This is a genomic window from Streptomyces globisporus (assembly GCF_003501885.1).
GTDB classification, from domain to species: Bacteria; Actinomycetota; Actinomycetes; order Streptomycetales; family Streptomycetaceae; genus Streptomyces; species Streptomyces globisporus_D.
The window spans coordinates 1-19391 of record NZ_QWFA01000053.1; the positions used below are offsets into that span (position 1 = coordinate 1).

Below are 19391 nucleotides of genomic sequence, written 5' to 3' on the forward strand. Positions count from 1 at the left end.
CCTCGTCGTCCTCACCCACCGGTACCCCTCGGCCGCTCAGCCGCGGCGGCCACGGCTGCTGCGGCTGTTGCCGCTTCGGCGGCGGACGAGGAGGAACCCTCCCGCCGCGACGACCAGGGCGCCCGCCCCGGCAGCGGCCGCGATGCCGGTCCATCCTGCCCCGCCCGCACCGCCGCTGTCTCCGGCCACAGCCGGAATACCCCTCTTGTCCGCGTTCTTCCCGTCGCCCTCCCGGGCCGGGGCCGGCGCACCGTGCTCGGGGCCCGCCGGCTCGTCGCCGAGGACGGCGACCCGCAGCACCTCACCGATCCGCGGGTTCTCCGCGATCTCGGCGGCCTGCGCGCCCAGGGTCACCGCGAGGTGGAAGTCGCCCTCGGCGTGTACCGGGCGGACGGTGGGGCGGCTCTCGTACCGGTTGGTCCACGCGACCGGCACCGAGCCCGCCCCGGCCACCGCGGGGCACCTCTGCCCCGTACACCAACTCCAGCGGCCAACGCGCCGCGTCGGAGCCCTTCTTGCTCTCGCGTTCCACGGCCAGCAGGTAGCGCCCCGCCTCGTCGCAGCGGCGGTTGCCCTTCTCGGAGGGGACGCGTGCGACGACCGACGTCGGCGGGACGGCTCCCTCCGACTGGCGGAAGCGCTCGTCGTCCCGCTCGCAGCTCGGGCCGTGGGCGTCCGGGCCGTCGGTGGCGACGATCCGGGTGCGCAGGACGTCGAACCCCCACTGTCGCGGTACGACGTTGATGACAGGTCATCACCTGGTGCCCCCTCAGCCGTGAAGCCCGAATCCGTCAGCTTCTTCACTTCAGCAAGCTAGTGATTTGCTTGAGTGAACTCAAGGGCAGTGCGCCACGGTCCCACAACAGCCGAAGGGGCCGGCGCATCGGCGCCGGCCCCGGACAGCACGAAGCCCCGGCCGCTCAGCGACCGGGGCCCGTAACAGACTGTGTCGTCTCACACACCCGAACCTGCGGGCACGGAGTCGGTCGCCTCCGTCCACAGATCCTGCTCGGCGCGATCCGCCTGGATCTGGCGGTACACGAGGAGCCCGCCGATGGCGGCCAGTGCGACCAGGAGAAGCTTCTTCACCGCGCGACCTCGTCTTTCCTTGGCGTAAGGGCCTTATGTCGCCGACTATACACACCGGCCGATACCGATCGGTGACCTGCCCGGACCCCTGTGACACCCCCTCCACGGCGTCCGGAACGACCTTCCGGCACCCCCTCCTCACCGCTCGCGAGGGCCTGTCCAGCCCGGTTGCACCATACGAGTGGTGTTAATCCGAAGATCGGCGCAGAGCGGGCGTCGCTCCCCGAAATCGCGGCCGGGATCCACATGATCGGAGAAGTCAGCAACCGGACCGTCCGAAAGCGAGGGGCCATGAGCACCTTCCAGCCCAAGAACCTCTGGACCGCCTTCATCACCGCCTTCTTCGCCCTCCTGGCATCGCTGGGCCTCGCCACCGCCGCCGCGAGCACGGCGAACGCCACGAACGCCGCCGCGCAGCAGAACACCACGACCCACGAGCACACGGGTGCCACCGCGGCAACCCCGATCGCCCCCTCGGTCCGATGGACCCTTCCGCGTGACCGGGCCCTTCCGCCCACGATGAAGCAGCGCATCCGAGCCGAGGCCCACGGCTCCTCCCCGGCCACCCGCCACCTGTCGCTCGACCCCGCGGAGACCGCCCGCACGACCGCCCAGAGCGGCTCCCACCACACGGCCCCGGAAGGCGACTCCCCGGCCCCGCCCCCCTGATCCCGGCCGCCCACCGCACTCCGGGGCCCCTGGTCCGGTTCACACCGGCCGGGGGCCCTTCTCGTGCTGCCTGGCCGTAGTGATCCATCCTCGGTCAGCGGGCCGAGCGCTTCGGGCGACCGAACAGCTCAGCCCTTCCGCAGCGCGGCAAGGCCCTTCTGCATGTCTTCGGTGTTCATGACCGGCTGGATCTCGATCTTCGCACCGAGCTTCTGGAAGAGCGGCTCCGCGATGGTGGGCAGCAGTGAACTGTCCTGCATGTCGAAGACGAACGTGCAGCACCGTCCGCCCTCGCTGGGACCGAAGTAGGCTGCCTCCGGCTCGAGTAGTTCCGCCATCGACTTCATGACCTTCGGCAGTGTGCCGTTCTCGATGGCTTCATTCGAGATCTGTGTGTCCATATGAGCTCTCAGCATGACCCTCATGGCACCGCTCCTTCCATCCACCGCGACCGGCGTGCGCCCGCGTTCCCGACATCGGTGACTTCCGGATCAGCCTTTCCATGAGTGATCCCGGCGGCAACTTCTCGCACTCCATCCGGGGCTGCCCTTCGGCCGTCTGCCGGAGACGCCGAAGGCCCCCCACCGTCTCCGGTGAGGGGCCTTCGTGTCTGGTGGGGCTAACAGGATTTGAACCTGTGGCCTCATCCTTATCAGGGATGCGCTCTAACCAACTGAGCTATAGCCCCGCCGCGCTGTGCTGCTCCGCGCTGACTTCTGAAGATTAGCGCACGTCGGGGCCAGTCCCAAAATCGATACCCGGCGCGCTACTCGTCCTCGGCCAGCGTGAGCTCCACGCCGCCCACGAAGCCCGCCGACAGGTTGTAGATGAAGGCGCCCAGCGTCGCCAGCGCGGTGGCCAGGACCACGTCGATCACGGCGATGACCGAGGTGAAGATCAGCACGCGCGGCAGCGACAGGAACGACTGCAGGTCGAAGCCGTTGCTCTCGTTCGAGCCGGTCGCCTCGCTGATCGTGCCGCCGACGGTCTCGAAGACGCCCATCGCGTCCATGACCATCCACAGCACCGCCGACGCCACCACCGTGCAGATGCCCAGCGCGATCGACAGCAGGAAGCTGACCTTCATCACCGACCACGGGTCGGCCTTGGCCACCCGCAGGCGGGCCTTGCGGGTACGGGGCGTGGTCCGCGCCCCCGTGCGCGGCTTGCGCGTCGCCTGGGCACCGCCCCCGCCCTGCGCACCGCCCAGCGTGCCGCCGCCCTGTGCGGGGCGCTGCTGGCCGCCCTGGGTGCCGCCGCCGGGCGTCTGGTACGCCTGGGGCGGGTGGTACGGCCCCGACGGCCCCGGTGCGGGCTCACGCTCGCCGGGCAGGGGCCCGGTCGCGTAACCCTCGTACTGGGGCTGAGGCCCTCGTGTGTCCGTCACAGTGCCCCCTTGGGAGTCCGTGGCAGGGCCACGGGCACCGTTCGCTCCAGCTCCGGAAGCGGCCGAACCGGCGCCCGTGGCTCCACTCACGCTCTTACTCCTCGTGCTCCCCGGTCGAGGGCTCCGTGCCCTCGACAGTGCCCTCTGCCGTGGTTACGGCGTGGGCCTCAGCCGTCTCGCCCTCGGCATCATCGGTCCCATCGACCTCTTCCGCCTCACGGCCGGCCTCGGCGTTGCGCGCGATGCCGACGACGGCGTCACGCTTGCCCAGATTGATCAGTTGGACGCCCATGGTGTCACGGCCCGTCTCCCTGACTTCATTGACTCGCGTACGAATCACACCACCGCCGAGCGTGATGGCGAGAATCTCGTCGGTCTCCTCGACCACCAGCGCACCGACGAGCGATCCGCGGTCCTCCACGATCTTGGCGGCCTTGATACCGAGGCCGCCACGGCCCTGGACGCGGTACTCGTCGACGGGGGTCCGCTTCGCGTACCCGCCGTCGGTAGCGGTGAAGACGAACGTACCGGGCCGGACGACATTCATCGAGAGGAGTTCGTCGCCCTCACGGAAACTCATCCCCTTCACACCCGAGGTGGCACGGCCCATCGGGCGCAGCGCGTCGTCCGTCGCGGTGAACCGGATCGACTGGGCCTTCTTGCTGATGAGCAGCAGATCGTCCTCGGCCGAGACCAGCTCGGCGCCGATCAGCTCGTCGTCGCCGCCGTCCGGCATCTCGCGCAGGTTGATCGCGATGACACCGCCCGAGCGCGGGGAGTCGTAGTCCTTGAGCGCGGTCTTCTTCACGAGACCGCCCTTCGTCGCCAGGATCAGGTACGGCACGGCCTCGTAGTCGCGGATCGCGAGGATCTGGGCGATCTTCTCGTCCGGCTGGAAGGCCAGCAGGTTGGCGACGTGCTGGCCGCGCGCGTCCCGGCCGGCGTCGGGCAGCTCGTACGCCTTGGCCCGGTAGACCCGGCCCTTGTTGGTGAAGAACAGCAGCCAGTGGTGGGTCGTCGAGACGAAGAAGTGGTCAACGATGTCGTCCTCGCGCAGCTTCGTCCCGCGCACACCCTTGCCGCCGCGCTTCTGCGAGCGGTAGTCGTCCGTCTTCGTGCGCTTCACATAGCCGCTGCGGGAGATCGTGACGACGATGTCCTCCTCGGCGATCAGGTCCTCGATGGACATGTCGCCTTCGAAGGGCACCAGCTTGGAGCGCCGGTCGTCGCCGAACTTCTCGACGATCGCCGCCAGCTCCTCGCTGACGATCCCGCGCTGCTTGGCGGGCGAGGCCAGGATCTCGTTGTACTCGTTGATCTTCGCCTGGAGCTCGTCGTGCTCGGCGGTGATCTTCTGGTGTTCCAGCGCGGCCAGCCGGCGCAGCTGCATCTCCAGGATCGCGTTGGCCTGGAGCTCGTCGATCTCCAGCAGGCCCATCAGGCCCTCGCGCGCGATCTCCACCGTGTTCGAGCGGCGGATGAGGGCGATGACCTCGTCGATGGCGTTCAGCGCCTTGAGGAGGCCGCGCAGGATGTGCGCCCGCTCCTCGGCCTTGCGCAGCCGGAACTTCGTCCGCCGGACGATGACCTCGATCTGGTGCGTCACCCAGTGGCGGATGAACGCGTCGATCGACAGCGTGCGCGGCACTCCGTCGACGAGCGCCAGCATGTTGGCGCCGAAGTTCGTCTGGAGGTCGGTGTGCTTGTACAGGTTGTTCAGGACGACCTTGGCGACCGCGTCCCGCTTGAGGACGACGACCAGGCGCTGCCCCGTCCGCGAGGAGGTCTCGTCGCGCACGTCCGCGATGCCGCCGACCTTGCCGTCCTTGACCAGGTCGGCGATCTTCTGCGCGAGGTTGTCGGGGTTGGTCTGGTACGGAAGCTCCGTGACGACCAGGCACTGGCGGCCCTGGATCTCCTCGACCGCGACGACCGCGCGCATCGTGATCGAGCCGCGGCCGGTGCGGTACGCCTCCTCGATGCCCTTACGGCCCACGACCAGCGCGCCGGTGGGGAAGTCCGGGCCCTTGATGCGCTCGATCAGCGCGTCCTGCAGCTCCTCGTGCGAGGCCTCCGGGTGCTCCAGGTACCACTGGGCGCCCGCGGCGACCTCGCGCAGGTTGTGCGGCGGGATGTTGGTCGCCATACCGACCGCGATTCCGGCGGAACCGTTGACCAGCAGGTTCGGGAAGCGCGCCGGCAGGACCGTCGGCTCCTGGTTGCGGCCGTCGTAGTTGTCCTGGAAGTCGACGGTCTCCTCGTCGATGTCCCGGACCATCTCCATGGACAGCGGCATCATCTTGCACTCGGTGTACCGCATGGCGGCGGCCGGGTCGTTGCCCGGGGAACCGAAGTTGCCGTTGGAGTCCACCAGCGGCATCCGCATCGACCACGGCTGCGCCAGGCGCACCAGGGCGTCGTAGATGGAGGAGTCGCCGTGCGGGTGGTACGTGCCCATGACGTCGCCGACGACGCGGGCGCACTTGTAGAAGCCCTTCTCGGGGCGGTACCCGCCGTCGTACATCGCGTACAGCACCCGGCGGTGGACGGGCTTGAGGCCGTCTCGCACGTCGGGCAGCGCGCGCGAGACGATGACGGACATCGCGTAGTCGAGGTAGGAGCGCTGCATCTCCGTCTCGAGCTGGACGGGCTCGACCCGCATCCCCACGCCGGGGACGGTGACCTCCTCCTCGAGCGTCACGGATTCAGGTGTCTCAGGGGTGTTCTCGTCGGCCATTGCTGGTCAAAGTCCTTTCGAGCTGCGGCGTGGCTGGTACGGCCGACTCAGATGTCGAGGAAGCGGACGTCCTTGGCGTTGCGCTGGATGAACGAGCGCCGCGCCTCGACGTCCTCACCCATGAGCACCGAGAACAGGTCGTCGGCCTGCGCCGCGTCGTCCAGCGTGACCTGGCCGAGCACCCGGTGGTCGATGTCCATGGTCGTGACGCGCAGCTCCTCGGCGTTCATCTCGCCGAGGCCCTTGAAGCGCTGGATCGAGTCCTCCCTGATGCGCTTGCCGTTCTGCTTGCCGAGCGCCACCAGGGCGTCGCGCTCCCGGTCCGAGTAGGCGTACTCGAAGTCGTCCCGGCCCCACTTGATCTTGTAGAGCGGCGGCCGCGAGAGGTAGACGTGCCCGGCCTCGACCAGCGGCTTCATGAAGCGGAAGAGGAAGGTCAGCAGCAGGGTGTTGATGTGCTGGCCGTCGACGTCGGCGTCCGCCATCAGGATGATCTTGTGATAGCGGAGCTTCTCGATGTCGAAGTCCTCGTGGACCCCGGTACCGAACGCCGAGATCAGCGCCTGGACCTCGGTGTTCTGGAGGATCTTGTCGATCCGGGCCTTCTCGACGTTCAGGATCTTGCCTCGGATGGGCAGGATCGCCTGGTACATCGGGTTGCGGCCGGACTTCGCCGAACCGCCGGCGGAGTCACCCTCGACGATGAAGATCTCGCACTTGGTGGGGTCGTTCGACTGGCAGTCGCTGAGTTTGCCCGGCAGCGATGCGCTCTCCAGGAGCCCCTTGCGCCGCGTCAGGTCACGCGCCTTGCGGGCCGCCACGCGGGCGGTCGAGGCGGCGATGCCCTTGCGGATGATGTCGGCGGCCTCGTTGGGGTTCCGGTCGAACCAGTCCGTCAGCTGCTCGTGGACGACCTTCTGCACGAAGGTCTTGGCCTCCGTGTTGCCCAGCTTGGTCTTCGTCTGGCCCTCGAACTGCGGCTCGCCCAGCTTCACCGAGATGATCGCGGTGAGACCCTCGCGGACGTCCTCGCCCGTGAGGTTGTCGTCCTTCTCGCGGAGCAGCTTCTTGTCCCGCGCGTAGCGGTTGACCAGCGAGGTCAGCGCCGCACGGAAGCCCTCCTCGTGCGTACCGCCCTCGTGCGTGTGGATCGCGTTGGCGAAGGAGTAGACGCCTTCGGTGTACTGCGTGTTCCACTGCATGGCGATCTCGACCGAGAGGAGACGGTCCTTGTCCTCGGCCTCGATGTCGATCACCGACTGGTGAATGACGTCGCCCTTGCGGGAGTTGAGGTACTTCACGAAATCGACGATGCCGTTTTCGTAGTGGTACGTGACCGAACGGGCGGCCTCCGCCTCGGCGGGCTCGGCCGCGTCCGCGCTGTCCGCGCCCGCCGTCGCCTTCGCCGACTCGCGCTCGTCGGTGAGCTTCAGGGTGAGGCCCTTGTTGAGGAACGCCATCTCCTGGAAGCGGCGCGAGAGGGTCTCGAAGCTGTACTCGGTGGTCTCGAAGATGTCGCCGTCGGCCCAGAAGGTGACCGTGGTGCCGGTCTCCTCGGTGGCCTCGTGCTTCGCCAGCGGGGCGGTCGGGACACCGAGCTTGTAGTCCTGGGTCCAGCGGTATCCGTCGGTCTTGACCTCGACGGAGACCCGGGTGGACAGGGCGTTGACGACGGAGACGCCGACGCCGTGCAGACCGCCGGAGACGGCGTAGCCGCCACCGCCGAACTTGCCGCCCGCGTGCAGCACGGTCAGCACGACCTCGACGGCCGGCTTCCCTTCGGACGGCACGATGCCGACCGGGATGCCACGACCGTTGTCGATGACCCGCACCCCGCCGTCGGGGAGGATCGTGACGTCGATGGTGTCCGCGTGGCCCGCCATCGCTTCGTCGACGGAGTTGTCGACGACTTCTTGCACGAGGTGGTGCAGGCCGCGCTCACCGGTCGAGCCGATGTACATGCCAGGCCGCTTGCGGACCGCGTCCAGCCCTTCCAGCACGGTGATCGCGCTGGCGTCGTACGAGGTCTCGGGGACCTCGCCCGGCTCACCGGCCGTGGACGGAATGTTCTCGTTGGGGTTGCCGGAATCGGCCACGAAGCGCCCTTTCTGGCACAGCACAGGCCGTTCTCCGGACAGGCGGGAGCGGCTGCGTCGTTCGGCTTGTATCGACGACTCCCGCCTCAGCGGCGGGATTACTCACCAGTCTACCGGTAGCGCTGACATGAATGGGGGTTTGCCGGTACCTGAGTACGCATGTGCCGCCCTCAATGAGCGGCTGACGACTCCCCATATCCGGGAAGGGGCTCCAAGAGGCCCTGAAGGGCTTTGAGCGCTTCGGCCTGTCAACCCACCGCTACGGTGAGGGACGCTCCGGCCGTACCGTCCGGTTTCCTCCCGCGCGAACCCAGGCGAACCCACCCACAAGCTCGCCCGGTACACGACAATTTTACGCCGAAAGTGCAGCTCAAGGTTGCCATCGGCCCGGCGGCGCGACCGCCTCCGGCCTCAGCCCAGCGGCGCGACGTCCCTACGGCCGGCGCCCCGAGGCTCATCCGTAGGTGTCGCCCGGGCCCTTGCTGCCGGGCGCCCGCAACGGGCCGTACCGGCGCTCCGGGCCCCCCGGGCCGACCACCTTGATCATCCGTACGGTGCCCTGCCCCAGGTCCGCGTTCAGCCGGGCCACCAGCTGCGGGGCCAGCAGCCGCAACTGCGTCGCCCACGCCGTCGAGTCACAGCTCACGGTCAGCACCCGGGCGGCCGGATCGTCGTCGTACCGCAGGGGCACGCAGTGCTTCGCCAGGTCGTCCCCGACGATCTGCGGCCACCGGCCCATCACCCCGCCGACCGCCGCGGGCGTCTCCCAGCCCCGCTCGGTGATCAGCCGGCTGATCGCGGAACCCAGCATCTGCGGATCCCGGCCGTCCGACCGGGCGCCCGAGCGCAGTCCGCCACCCCGCCGTGCCTGCTTCTTCTGCTGCGCCGCCGCACCCCGCGCCCGGGCCTGCTCCTTCGCGGCCCGCAACGCCACCCGGGCAAGATCGACCCCGGACACCTCGGGCGGCTTCGGGCTCCCGCCCTCCGGCGTACCGCCGGCCGCGCCCGCCCCGCCCGGCTGCTCGTCCCGACCGGTCATACGCGCTCCACCTCGCCCGCGGACACCGCGTACCGCGTCCCCGCCAGCACGCCCGGCACATCCTCCGCGACCGCGGCCGTCACCAGCACCTGCTCACCGGGCGCCACCAGCTCCGCCAGCCGCTCCCGGCGGCGGGCGTCCAGCTCGGCGAAGACATCGTCCAGCACCAGCACCGGCTCGTTGCCCTCGGAGCGCAGCAGCTCGTAACTGGCAAGCCGCAGCGCCAGCGCGTAACTCCAGGACTCGCCATGACTCGCGTACCCCTTGGCCGGCATCCCGCGCAGCCCCAGCAGCAGATCGTCGCGGTGCGGGCCGACCAGCGTCACGCCCCGCTCGATCTCCTGCTTCCGGACGCCCGCGAGCGCCGCCATCAGCTGCTCGTACAGCTCGTCGCGGGTGCTCTCGGGACCCACGTCCTCGCCGACCGAGCTGCGGTACTCCAGCGCCACCGGACCTCCGCCCGGCGCGACGTCCCCGTACGCCTTGTCGGCCAGCGGCTGGAGCGTGGCGATCAGATCGAGGCGCTGCGCGAGCAGCTCGGCGCCCACCCGGCCCAGGTGCTGGTCCCAGACGTCCAGGGTCGACAGGTCCATCGAGCGCCCGCCGTGGCGCCGGGCCATCGCCGCGGACTTCAGCAGGGTGTTGCGCTGCTTGAGCACGCGTTCGTAGTCGGAGCGGACCCCGGCCATCCGGGGCGAGCGTGCGGTGACCAGCTCGTCCAGGAACCGCCGCCGCTCGCCGGGATCGCCCTTGACCAGCGCCAGGTCCTCCGGGGCGAACAGCACGGTCCGCACGATGCCCAGCACGTCACGCGGTCTGACCTGCGAGGACCTGTTGATACGAGCCCGGTTCGCCCGGCCCGGGTTCAGCTCCAGCTCGATCAGCTGGGAGCGCTCGCCCTGGGTCACCGCCGCCCGGATCACCGCCCGCTCCGCGCCCATGCGCACGAGCGGGGCATCCGAGGAGACCCGGTGGCTGCCGAGCGTGGCGAGATAGCCGACGGCCTCGACGAGATTGGTCTTGCCCTGCCCGTTGGGCCCCACGAACGCGGTGATGCCCGGGTCGAGAGGGACCTCGACCCGGGCGTACGAGCGGAAGTCGGCCAGCGAGAGGTGCGTGACGTGCATGGTGGCCACCCTCTCCCGTTGCCGTCGGTGCTTCCGCTGCGTCTGCTGTGACGCCGCGACGCGTTGTTACGCCGTGCCGCGCCGCCGGATCTCCGGCGGCCGGCCCGGTCAGTTCTCGGTCTTGGACTCGACCGCGTGGCCGCCGAACTGGTTGCGCAGCGCGGCGATCATCTTCATCTGCGGCGAGTCGTCCTGCCGCGAGGCGAACCGTGCGAACAGCGACGCCGTGATCGCGGGCAGCGGTACCGCGTTGTCGATCGCGGCCTCCACCGTCCAGCGGCCCTCGCCCGAGTCGGCGGCGAAGCCCCGGAGCTTGTCCAGGTGCTCGTCGTCGTCCAGCGCGTTGACCGCGAGGTCGAGCAGCCAGGAACGGATGACCGTGCCCTCCTGCCAGGAGCGGAAGACCTCGCGCACATCGGTGACGGAGTCGACCTTCTCCAGCAGCTCCCAGCCCTCGGCGTAGGCCTGCATCATGGCGTACTCGATGCCGTTGTGGACCATCTTCGCGAAGTGGCCGGCGCCGACCTTGCCCGCGTGGACGGAGCCGAAGTCGCCCTCGGGCTTCAGCGCGTCGAAGATCGGCTGGACCTTCGCCACGTTCTCCGCGCTGCCGCCGTACATCAGGGCGTAGCCGTTCTCCAGGCCCCAGACACCGCCGGAGACGCCGCAGTCGACGAAGCCGATCTCCTTGAGGCCCAGCTCGACGGCGTGCTTCTCGTCGTCGGTCCAGCGCGAGTTGCCGCCGTCGACGACGACGTCGCCGGGCGAGAGCAGCTCGGCCAGCTCGTCGATCGTGGACTGGGTCGCGGCACCGGCGGGGACCATCACCCAGACGACCCGCGGCCCCTTCAGCTTGCCCACAAGCTCTTCGAGACTGTGGACATCGGCGACATCCGGGTTGCGGTCGTAACCGATGACGGTGTGGCCTGCGCGGCGGATGCGCTCGCGCATGTTGCCGCCCATCTTGCCGAGGCCGACGAGACCGAGCTCCATCAGAGATTCCTTTAGCGTCGTGGCGATAAGCGTCGGGGCGTTTGCACCCATGACCGAGCCTACGCCCGGCCGGGGACAGCGCGGCGGGCCCGCTCCGCGCCGAGCGGGCCCGCCGGAAACTGCCGCGGAAAACGTCCCCCGATCGGGCGGGGGACACGGGATCAGCCGGAGAGGCGCACCGGCATGATCAGGTACTTGTACGCGTCGTCCGCCTCGGCGTCGACGGCCGGGCGGCCACTGAGCAGGGCGGGCTTGGTGGACGTGGTGAACGAGAGCTGGGCGACCGGGGAGTCGATCGCGCTCAGCCCGTCCAGCAGGAACGTCGGGTTGAAGGCGATCGAGATGTCGTCGCCCTCCAGCACCGCGTCGACCCTCTCCACAGCCTGTGCGTCGTCGCTGGAACCGGCCTCCAGGATGAGGACGCCCTGCTCGAAGCTGAGCCGTACGGGGGTGTTGCGCTCGGCGACCAGGGCCACGCGCTTGACGGCCTCGACGAAGGGGGCCGTCTCGATCACCGCGACGGAGTTGAACTCGGTCGGGAACAGCGTGCGGTACTTCGGCAGGTCGCCTTCGAGCAGCCGCGTGGTCGTACGGCGCCCGGCGCCCTCGAAGCCGATCAGGCCCTCGCCCGCACCGGAGCCGGAGAGCGCCAGCGTGACCGTGTCGCCGCTGGTGAGCGCCTTTGCGGTGTCCAGGAGCGTCTTGGCGGGCACCAGGGCGACCGCGGAGGCGTCCGCGTTCTCCGGCTTCCACAGGAACTCTCGGACCGCGAAGCGGTAGCGGTCGGTGGAGGCGAGGGTGACCGTGTCGCCCTCGATCTCGATCCGCACACCGGTGAGCACGGGCAGCGTGTCGTCGCGGCCGGCGGCGATGGCGACCTGGGCGGCGGCCGACGCGAAGACCTCACCGGGGACGGTGCCCGTGGCGGTCGGCATCTGCGGCAGCGCGGGGTACTCCTCCACAGGCAGTGTGTGGAGGGTGAAGCGGGAGGAGCCGCAGACGACCGTGGCCCGCACACCGTCGGTGGAGATCTCCACCGGGCGGTTGGGGAGGGCGCGGCAGATGTCGGCGAGCAGCCGGCCGGAGACGAGCACCGTGCCGTCCTCGTCGATCTCCGCGTCGACGGAGACCCGCGCGGAGACCTCGTAGTCGAAGCTGGAGAAGCTGAGAGCTCCGTCCTCGGCCTTCAGCAGAAGGCCCGCGAGAACGGGCGCCGGCGGACGGGCCGGGAGGCTGCGGGCCACCCAGGCCACCGCCTCCGCGAGTACATCGCGCTCCACCCGGATCTTCACCGGAACCGCCTCCTGCTGTTGCTCGCTCGCCCTGCTGGCCTTCGTCGTCTGGACCGGAGTCCCGCTGCCGAGGCGGCGGAGGCTCCGGGGACCAGTCTGACGTACGGCACCGACAGCCGTTGCTGCTCGGGGTCAAGTCGGGCCAAGAGGTTCGCGGCGGCCAACGGTCGAGTTGTACACAGGCCCCACTTCGAAGCGGATTCCTGGCTAACTCTGGGTGGTAGTAGTAGTAGGCCTTGTGGATACCGTGGATAACGTCGTTCGCGCAGGTCAGCGACTGTTTTTTGTCCACCGGTCCTGTGGGTGGCGCCCGTGGACAACTCGGGCCTTCTGTGGACGGACGGAAGTTCTGCACACCCGATGCACAGGAGGGGGCCACTTCTCCCCAGACCTGTCCCCAGCTTTACCCCTGTTCCCCACAGCCCAACCCAGCCCCTTGGTGTGACGCCTTTCACTCCGGGCGGTGAGAGCGTGTGTTGCGTTGCCGAACAGTGGACAGGGGTGTGGAGAAGCAGGGCACAGCTGGGGACAAGACCGCCCAGCCTGTGGGCGACCGGTGGACAACATCGACGACCCCCTGTGGACGGAGATTCTGTCCACAGGCTGTGGATCATCGTTGGCCACAAATCCCCACCCACATGACCTGGCCTGATGGAGTATCGGCAGCACGCCCTGTGGACGCAATATGGACAACTTCCCAGTCCCCAGGCTGTGGACGGAAGATTTCTCGCACATCTGTGGAGAAGGGCCTCTGAGCTGCCCGTATTCGAACAGCGGGGGTGCGGCGGGGCGCTCGTCGCGGGCTCCGGAAGGCTCACCGAGCGGCTCGGTAGGCCCGTCGCGGGCCCCGGAAACGCGAAAAGCGCCTGCCGCGGACCGTGGGAGGTCCGCGGCAGGCGCCTCGGAGAAACCCTTCAGGAGAAGCCGGGGAGACGGTTCCGGCCGGGTGAGGGGCGGGCGGGAGCCCGGAGTGGGAGCCGGGGTCAGCCGTTCTTGATGCGGTTGGTCAGCTCGGTGACCTGGTTGTAGATCGAGCGGCGCTCCGCCATCAGCGCCCGGATCTTCCGGTCCGCGTGCATCACCGTCGTATGGTCGCGGCCGCCGAACTGCGCGCCGATCTTCGGCAGCGAGAGGTCGGTGAGCTCGCGGCACAGATACATGGCGATCTGGCGCGCCGTCACCAGGACCCGGCTGCGCGAGGATCCGCAGAGGTCGTCCACGGTGAGCCCGAAGTAGTCCGCGGTGGCCGCCATGATGGCCGGCGCCGTGATCTCCGGGGCCGACTCCTCGCCGCCGGGGATCAGATCCTTGAGGACGATCTCGGTCAGCCCGAGGTCCACAGGCTGCCGGTTCAGCGACGCGAAGGCCGTCACCCGGATCAGGGCGCCCTCCAACTCACGGATGTTGCGGGAGATCCGCGAGGCGATGAACTCCAGTACCTCCGGCGGGGCGTTGAGCTGCTCCTGCACCGCCTTCTTACGGAGGATCGCGATCCGGGTCTCCAGCTCCGGCGGCTGGACATCGGTCGTCAGACCCCACTCGAAGCGGTTGCGCAGCCGGTCCTCCAGCGTCACCAGCTGCTTGGGCGGCCGGTCCGAGGAGAGCACGATCTGCTTGTTCGCGTTGTGCAGCGTATTGAAGGTGTGGAAGAACTCCTCCTGCGTCGACTCCTTGCTCGCCAGGAACTGGATGTCGTCGACCAGCAGGATGTCCACGTCGCGGTAGCGCTTGCGGAAGGTGTCGCCCTTCCCGTCGCGGATCGAGTTGATGAACTCGTTCGTGAACTCCTCCGAGCTCACGTACCGCACCCGGGTCCCCGGGTAGAGGCTCCGCGCGTAGTGCCCGATGGCGTGCAGCAGGTGGGTCTTGCCGAGCCCCGACTCACCGTAGATGAACAGGGGGTTGTACGCCTTCGCCGGCGCCTCGGCGACGGCGACGGCCGCGGCGTGCGCGAACCGGTTGGACGCCCCGATGACGAAGGTGTCGAAGAGGTACTTCGGGTTCAGCCGGGCGTGCGGTTCGCCGGGACCCGGCGCGGGGGCCGGCTGGGCGCCCATCGGACCGGGCACCGAGCCGCCGGTGCGCCCGGGGCCGTGGCCCGGACCGGTCTGGCGGTGCTGCGGCTGCTGCTGGTCCTGCCGGTCGGGGCGCTGCTGCTCGTACCCCTGGTGCTCGGGCGGCTGCGACCGGTAGTCGTGGCCCGGCTGCTGCGGGCGCCCGGTGCCGTACGGCTCGCGCCACTGCTCGGCGGGCTGCTCCCGGTACTGCTCGTTCTCCCGGTACGCGTCGCTCTCGCGGTACGGCTCACCGGCGGGCTGCTCGCGGTCCTGGTACCCGCTGTGCCGCGGCTGCTGCCAGGAGAGGTCCTCCTGGGTACGCGGCCAGGCGCCGGGCTCCGGGCGCTGCTGCTGGTAGTCGGGGTAGGCCGGCCGGGCCGTCGGCATACCGTCGTCGGAGGGCCGGTGACCGTACCCGTCGTACGCGTCGCCCCGAGGAGCGTCGTCGCGCGGCTGCGCCGGGTAGCGGTGGTCCTGCTGGCCTCCGTGCGGCTGGTGCTGCTGATGCGACTGGTGCATCGGGGGCACCGGCGGGGCGGGGGGCTCGCCGGCGGAGTCGTCGACCGTGATCGCGATCCGGATGGGGCGGCCGCACTCCCGGGTCAGCGTCTCGCTGATGAGCGGCGCGAGCCGGCCCTCCAGGACGCGCTTGCCCCATTCATTGGGGACGGCCAGCAGTGCGGTGTCGGCGACGAGTGCCAGCGGCTGGCAGCGCTCGATCCACTGCTTGTCCTTCGGCTCGATGCCCTGCTGGCCCTCCCCGAGGAGTTGTTCCAGCACTCGCGGCCACACTGCGGCAAGATCGGCAGGTACGTCAGCCACAAGGCACGCTCTCTCGCATGTCCCACGAATGTGTGGTTCTCGGGACGGGATGGGTCGGGTCGGGTGAGCCCGGCAGTCGGGAAGGAAAAGAACCGGAGTTCCGTCACGGTAGTCAGGCCGACCCGCGCGGTTCAAGTTGTTGTCCACAGGCTGTGCACAATGGGGGGTCGCGCGGGGCCGGTTTGACCGGATGGCGTAGCCGCGCGTACCGTGACCAGGTCGAGTTGTCGATGGCTGCTGCCGCCTGCCTCCGATGGGCAAAGATCACGATCTGTGATTGTGAAGCGGTGCACTAAGGCGTTTACGCGAGTTCCTCGTGGGCGCACGGTGACAGCCAGGCGATGTCCCGCCAAGACACGAATCATTTCTGGAGCCCCCGAGTGAGCAAGCGCACCTTCCAGCCGAACAACCGCCGTCGCGCCAAGACCCACGGCTTCCGTCTGCGCATGCGTACCCGTGCCGGCCGTGCGATCCTCGCGAACCGCCGCGGCAAGGGCCGCAGCAGCCTGTCCGCCTGATCGCTCACAGGTCCATGCCGTGCTGCCTACCGAGAATCGGCTGAGGCGGCGCGAGGACTTCGCGACCGCGGTACGACGAGGACGTCGAGCCGGACGTCCGCTGCTCGTCGTCCATCTACGCAGCGGTGAAACGGACCCGCACGTGACGGGGGAGACTGTTCCCCCGCCGCGTGCGGGTTTCGTTGTCAGCAAGGCCGTGGGGGGTGCCGTCGTGCGCACCGCGGTGAAGCGGAAGCTTCGCCACCTGGTCCGCGACCGACTGGCTCAGCTGCCCCCCGGTAGCCTTGTTGTCGTACGGGCGCTGCCCGGTGCGGGCGACGCCGACCATGCACAGCTGGCCCGAGACCTGGATGCCGCTCTTCAGCGGCTGCTGGGAGGGGGCGCGCGATGAAGTACCCGCTGCTTGCTCTCATCAAGCTGTACCAGTGGACGATCAGTCCACTCCTCGGGCCTGTCTGCCGTTATTACCCGTCGTGTTCCCACTATGGATATACGTCGATCGACAGGCACGGTGCGATCAAGGGAACAGCGCTGACCGCTTGGCGCATCCTGCGGTGCAATCCGTGGTCACCCGGCGGTGTGGATCATGTTCCGCCTCGTAAGCGTCCGCGGTGGCACGAGCTGCTGCGCAATGCCCTGCGCGGCGAAAAGGGCGGGGAGTCCGCCGCTGATGTGCCGTCCGGGGGGTCGGTCTCCGAACCTCCGAGCCCGGCCGCAGAGACCTCGCCCAATGCTCAAGGAGCCTGATTAGTGGACACGATTGCCAGTCTGTTCAGCTTTATCACCACACCTGTCTCATGGGTCATCGTCCAGTTCCACAAGGTCTACGGAGCGCTCTTCGGCGATGACTCCGGATGGGCCTGGGGCCTGTCGATCGTGTCCCTGGTGGTGCTGATCCGGATCTGCCTGATCCCGCTCTTCGTGAAGCAGATCAAGTCGACCCGCAACATGCAGGTGCTCCAGCCGAAGATGAAGGCGATCCAGGAGCGCTACAAGAACGACAAGCAGCGTCAGTCCGAAGAGATGATGAAGCTGTACAAGGAGACGGGCACCAACCCGCTCTCCTCGTGTCTTCCCATCCTGGCGCAGTCCCCGTTCTTCTTCGCGCTGTACCACGTGCTGTCGTCCATCGCCTCGGGCAAGAAGATCGGCGCGATCAACCAGGACCTGCTGGACAGCGCGCGGCAGGCGCACATCTTCGGCGCCCCGCTGGCCGCGAAGTTCACGGACAGCGTCGAGAAGGTCACCTCGCTCGACGCTTCTCTGACGGACGTCCGGATCGTCACCGCGATCATGATCGTGCTGATGTCCGCGTCGCAGTTCTTCACCCAGCGCCAGCTGATGACGAAGAACGTCGACCTGACGGTGAAGACCCCGTACATGCAGCAGCAGAAGATGCTGATGTACATCTTCCCGGTCATCTTCGCCGTGATGGGCATCAACTTCCCCGTCGGTGTCCTCGTCTACTGGCTGACCACCAACGTCTGGACCATGGGTCAGCAGATGTACGTGATCAACCAGAACCCGACGCCGGGCAGCAAGGCGCAGGACGCCTACCTCCAGCGGGTGCTCAAGAGCGTGACCTCCCACGGCGAGGTGCGTGGCCGCACCCGGCGCAAGATGGTGAAGGCGATCGTCGCCAAGGGCTCCGACCGCAACGACATCGAGCGCAAGTTCATCACCGGTCTCGGCAAGCTGGGTCTCGCGGCCCAGGAGGACGGCACGGTGGCGAAGAGCGAGACCTCCGTGGCCGACGCCGAGGGCGGCCAGGCGCACAAGCGCCAGCAGCCAAAGCGCCAGACCAAGGCGAAGCGCCAGACGACCGGTCACGCGACGGCGGGAGCCAAGGACTCGGAGTCCGCGGCCGCCGGTTCCAAGACCTCGCTCGAGAAGCAGGACGCACCGCAGGACAGCAAGCCGAAGTCGGCGGGCAAACCCGCCTCCGGCTCCTCACGCCAAGCCAAGTCCGGGCAGCGCAAGGGTCCGCAGCGGCCCAAGCACCCGTCCAAGAAGTAAGAAGGAGTCCATCCGTGACGGAAGGCACCACCTCCACGGCCGCCGCTGAGGCGGGCAGCGACACCCTGACCCGCCTGGAGCAGGAGGGCGAGATCGCGGCCGACTACCTCGAGGGACTGCTCGACATCGCCGACCTCGACGGCGACATCGACATGGACGTCGAGGCGGACCGGGCCGCGGTGTCGATCATCAGCGAATCGGCACGCGACCTCCAGAAGCTCGTGGGCCGCGACGGTGAGGTCCTGGAAGCGCTCCAGGAGCTGACGCGGCTGGCCGTCCACCGGGAGACCGGCGACCGCAGCCGTCTGATGCTGGACATCGGCGGCTTCCGGGCCAAGAAGCGCGCGGTTCTCGCGGAGCTGGGTGCAAAGGCCGCGAACGAGGTCAAGAGCACGGGCGAGCCGGTGAAGCTGGACCCGATGACGCCGTTCGAGCGCAAGGTCGTGCACGACGCGATCGCCGCGGCCGGTCTCCGGAGCGAGTCGGAGGGCGAGGAGCCGCAGCGCTTCGTCGTCGTTCTCCCGGCCTGACCGGATCCTTGTACTGTCGGCCCCGTCTGTACGCAGGCGGGGCCGATCTTTGTCAGCCTGATAGTCAGCCACCCACAGTGCGCGAGTGCGGTACGGAAGGACGGTCCCCGTGACGGAGGCAGCAGAGCTCCCCCAGGCACCTGCGGAGGCGCGGACGGTGTTCGGAGAGCTCTTCCCGGAGGCTGTCCGGTACGCGGAGCTTCTGGCGGATGCCGGGGTCAAGCGCGGTCTGATCGGCCCGCGTGAGGTCCCCCGGCTGTGGGAGCGGCACCTGCTGAACTGTGCGGTGCTCTCCGAGGTCGTGCCCGAGGGCGTCACCGTCTGCGATGTGGGCTCGGGTGCGGGTCTGCCCGGCATCCCGCTGGCGCTGGTGCGCCCCGACCTCAAGATCACCCTGCTGGAGCCGCTGCTCCGCCGGACGAACTTCCTCCAGGAGGTCGTCGAGCTGCTCGGCCTGGATCATGTGACGGTCGTACGCGGCCGGGCCGAGGAGGTCCTCGGGACGCTGCAGCCCGTTCAGGTGGTGACCGCCCGTGCAGTGGCGCCGCTGGACCGGCTGGCGGGCTGGGGCGTTCCGCTGCTGAAGCCGTACGGGGAGATGCTCGCGCTCAAGGGCGACACCGCGGAGGAGGAGATCGGCGGCGCCAGGGCCGCGCTCAGCAAGCTCGGTGTCGTGGAGACCGAGGTGCTCCACGTCGGCGAGGGCGTCGTCGACCCGCTCTCCACGGTGGTCCGTGTCGTGGTCGGCGAGAGCCCGGGCGGTGTGAGGTTCGCCGCAAAGAGGGCCAAGGCCGCTCGCACAGGGCGCACGCGCAGGCGTCGCTGAAGGGCGCCGCGAAGTGGCGTCGCCATCCGGTCGAGCGCTCCGGACGGTCGGCGTGCGGAGTGTCGTGGCCTGGTAGTTGCTCCGCAGGGGCATCGTGTTTCACGTGAAACGTCGCTCTCTGCTGCAGGGAATCATCAGCCGCGGTCGTGCGGCTGCCACGCCGCGCGACCGCAAGCCCGGACGGGTGGCCGAG

Annotated in this window: 18 protein-coding genes and 1 tRNA gene; 7 read left to right on the forward strand and 12 right to left on the reverse strand. The window is 69.0% G+C overall.

The window, feature by feature from the left end; genetic code table 11:
* Window positions 1-36: 36 nt before the first annotated feature.
* On the reverse strand, window positions 37-453 hold the full coding sequence (locus tag D3105_RS34920; protein ID WP_206272718.1) for a hypothetical protein: 417 nt from the start codon (window positions 451-453) through the stop codon (window positions 37-39).
* A 501-nt stretch (window positions 454-954) separates the two neighbouring features.
* Entirely contained in the window at window positions 955-1089 is a 135-nt protein-coding gene (locus D3105_RS35295; protein WP_003958712.1) for a DLW-39 family protein, read from the reverse strand.
* Window positions 1090-1380: 291 nt separating this feature from the next.
* Between D3105_RS35295 and D3105_RS12420 the strand changes: the two genes are divergently transcribed.
* Window positions 1381-1758 (forward strand): DUF6344 domain-containing protein, encoded by a 378-nt coding sequence (locus tag D3105_RS12420; protein WP_118903320.1) that lies wholly within the window; start codon window positions 1381-1383, stop codon window positions 1756-1758.
* Between the two features lie 128 nt (window positions 1759-1886).
* On the opposite strand, the gene D3105_RS12425 is transcribed toward D3105_RS12420, so the two are convergent.
* From D3105_RS12425 to dnaA, 10 genes are all read right to left on the reverse strand, one after another.
* On the reverse strand, window positions 1887-2183 hold the full coding sequence (locus D3105_RS12425) for a DUF3303 family protein (protein ID WP_165891005.1): 297 nt from the start codon (window positions 2181-2183) through the stop codon (window positions 1887-1889).
* Window positions 2184-2369: 186 nt separating this feature from the next.
* Window positions 2370-2446 (reverse strand) — tRNA-Ile (locus D3105_RS12430).
* A 78-nt stretch (window positions 2447-2524) separates the two neighbouring features.
* On the reverse strand, window positions 2525-3145 hold the full coding sequence (locus D3105_RS12435; protein ID WP_118903321.1) for a DUF3566 domain-containing protein: 621 nt from the start codon (window positions 3143-3145) through the stop codon (window positions 2525-2527).
* A 94-nt stretch (window positions 3146-3239) separates the two neighbouring features.
* On the reverse strand, window positions 3240-5882 hold the full coding sequence (gene gyrA / locus D3105_RS12440; protein ID WP_118903322.1) for a DNA gyrase subunit A: 2643 nt from the start codon (window positions 5880-5882) through the stop codon (window positions 3240-3242).
* A gap of 47 nt (window positions 5883-5929) precedes the next feature.
* The gene (gyrB, locus tag D3105_RS12445) at window positions 5930-8002 is read right to left on the reverse strand and encodes a DNA topoisomerase (ATP-hydrolyzing) subunit B (protein WP_010071389.1); all 2073 of its coding nucleotides are present in this window, start codon (window positions 8000-8002) and stop codon (window positions 5930-5932) included.
* Window positions 8003-8432: 430 nt separating this feature from the next.
* A complete protein-coding gene (locus tag D3105_RS12450; protein WP_024263702.1) occupies window positions 8433-8936 on the reverse strand; it encodes a DUF721 domain-containing protein in 504 nt (167 codons plus the stop codon).
* Window positions 8937-9013: 77 nt separating this feature from the next.
* Window positions 9014-10144 carry a DNA replication/repair protein RecF gene (gene recF, locus D3105_RS12455; protein WP_118903335.1) on the reverse strand — a complete coding sequence of 377 codons (1131 nt, stop codon included), beginning with the start codon at window positions 10142-10144 and terminating at the stop codon, window positions 9014-9016.
* A 108-nt stretch (window positions 10145-10252) separates the two neighbouring features.
* Window positions 10253-11137 carry a phosphogluconate dehydrogenase (NAD(+)-dependent, decarboxylating) gene (gene gnd / locus D3105_RS12460; RefSeq protein WP_006125982.1) on the reverse strand — a complete coding sequence of 295 codons (885 nt, stop codon included), beginning with the start codon at window positions 11135-11137 and terminating at the stop codon, window positions 10253-10255.
* A gap of 161 nt (window positions 11138-11298) precedes the next feature.
* Window positions 11299-12429 carry a DNA polymerase III subunit beta gene (dnaN, locus tag D3105_RS12465; protein WP_003967886.1) on the reverse strand — a complete coding sequence of 377 codons (1131 nt, stop codon included), beginning with the start codon at window positions 12427-12429 and terminating at the stop codon, window positions 11299-11301.
* A 983-nt stretch (window positions 12430-13412) separates the two neighbouring features.
* Entirely contained in the window at window positions 13413-15308 is a 1896-nt protein-coding gene (dnaA, locus tag D3105_RS12475; protein WP_118903324.1) for a chromosomal replication initiator protein DnaA, read from the reverse strand.
* 380 nt (window positions 15309-15688) lie between these two features.
* Between dnaA and rpmH the strand changes: the two genes are divergently transcribed.
* The 6 genes from rpmH to rsmG all read left to right on the forward strand — a co-directional run bounded on the left by rpmH (window position 15689) and on the right by rsmG (window position 19198).
* A complete protein-coding gene (gene rpmH, locus D3105_RS12480; RefSeq protein ID WP_003967884.1) occupies window positions 15689-15826 on the forward strand; it encodes a 50S ribosomal protein L34 in 138 nt (45 codons plus the stop codon).
* Between the two features lie 19 nt (window positions 15827-15845).
* A complete protein-coding gene (gene rnpA, locus D3105_RS12485; RefSeq protein WP_006125985.1) occupies window positions 15846-16217 on the forward strand; it encodes a ribonuclease P protein component in 372 nt (123 codons plus the stop codon).
* Window positions 16214-16573, forward strand: a complete 360-nt coding sequence (gene yidD, locus D3105_RS12490; protein ID WP_006125986.1) for a membrane protein insertion efficiency factor YidD — start codon at window positions 16214-16216, stop codon at window positions 16571-16573. The genes rnpA and yidD overlap by 4 nt, the downstream gene beginning before the upstream one ends.
* A 3-nt stretch (window positions 16574-16576) precedes the next feature.
* A complete protein-coding gene (gene yidC, locus D3105_RS12495) occupies window positions 16577-17842 on the forward strand; it encodes a membrane protein insertase YidC (protein ID WP_118903325.1) in 1266 nt (421 codons plus the stop codon).
* A 14-nt stretch (window positions 17843-17856) separates the two neighbouring features.
* Complete coding sequence (locus tag D3105_RS12500) at window positions 17857-18372, forward strand: protein jag (RefSeq protein ID WP_010060419.1); 516 nt, start codon at window positions 17857-17859, stop codon at window positions 18370-18372.
* Between the two features lie 109 nt (window positions 18373-18481).
* A complete protein-coding gene (gene rsmG, locus D3105_RS12505; protein ID WP_118903326.1) occupies window positions 18482-19198 on the forward strand; it encodes a 16S rRNA (guanine(527)-N(7))-methyltransferase RsmG in 717 nt (238 codons plus the stop codon).
* Window positions 19199-19391: the final 193 nt, after the last annotated feature.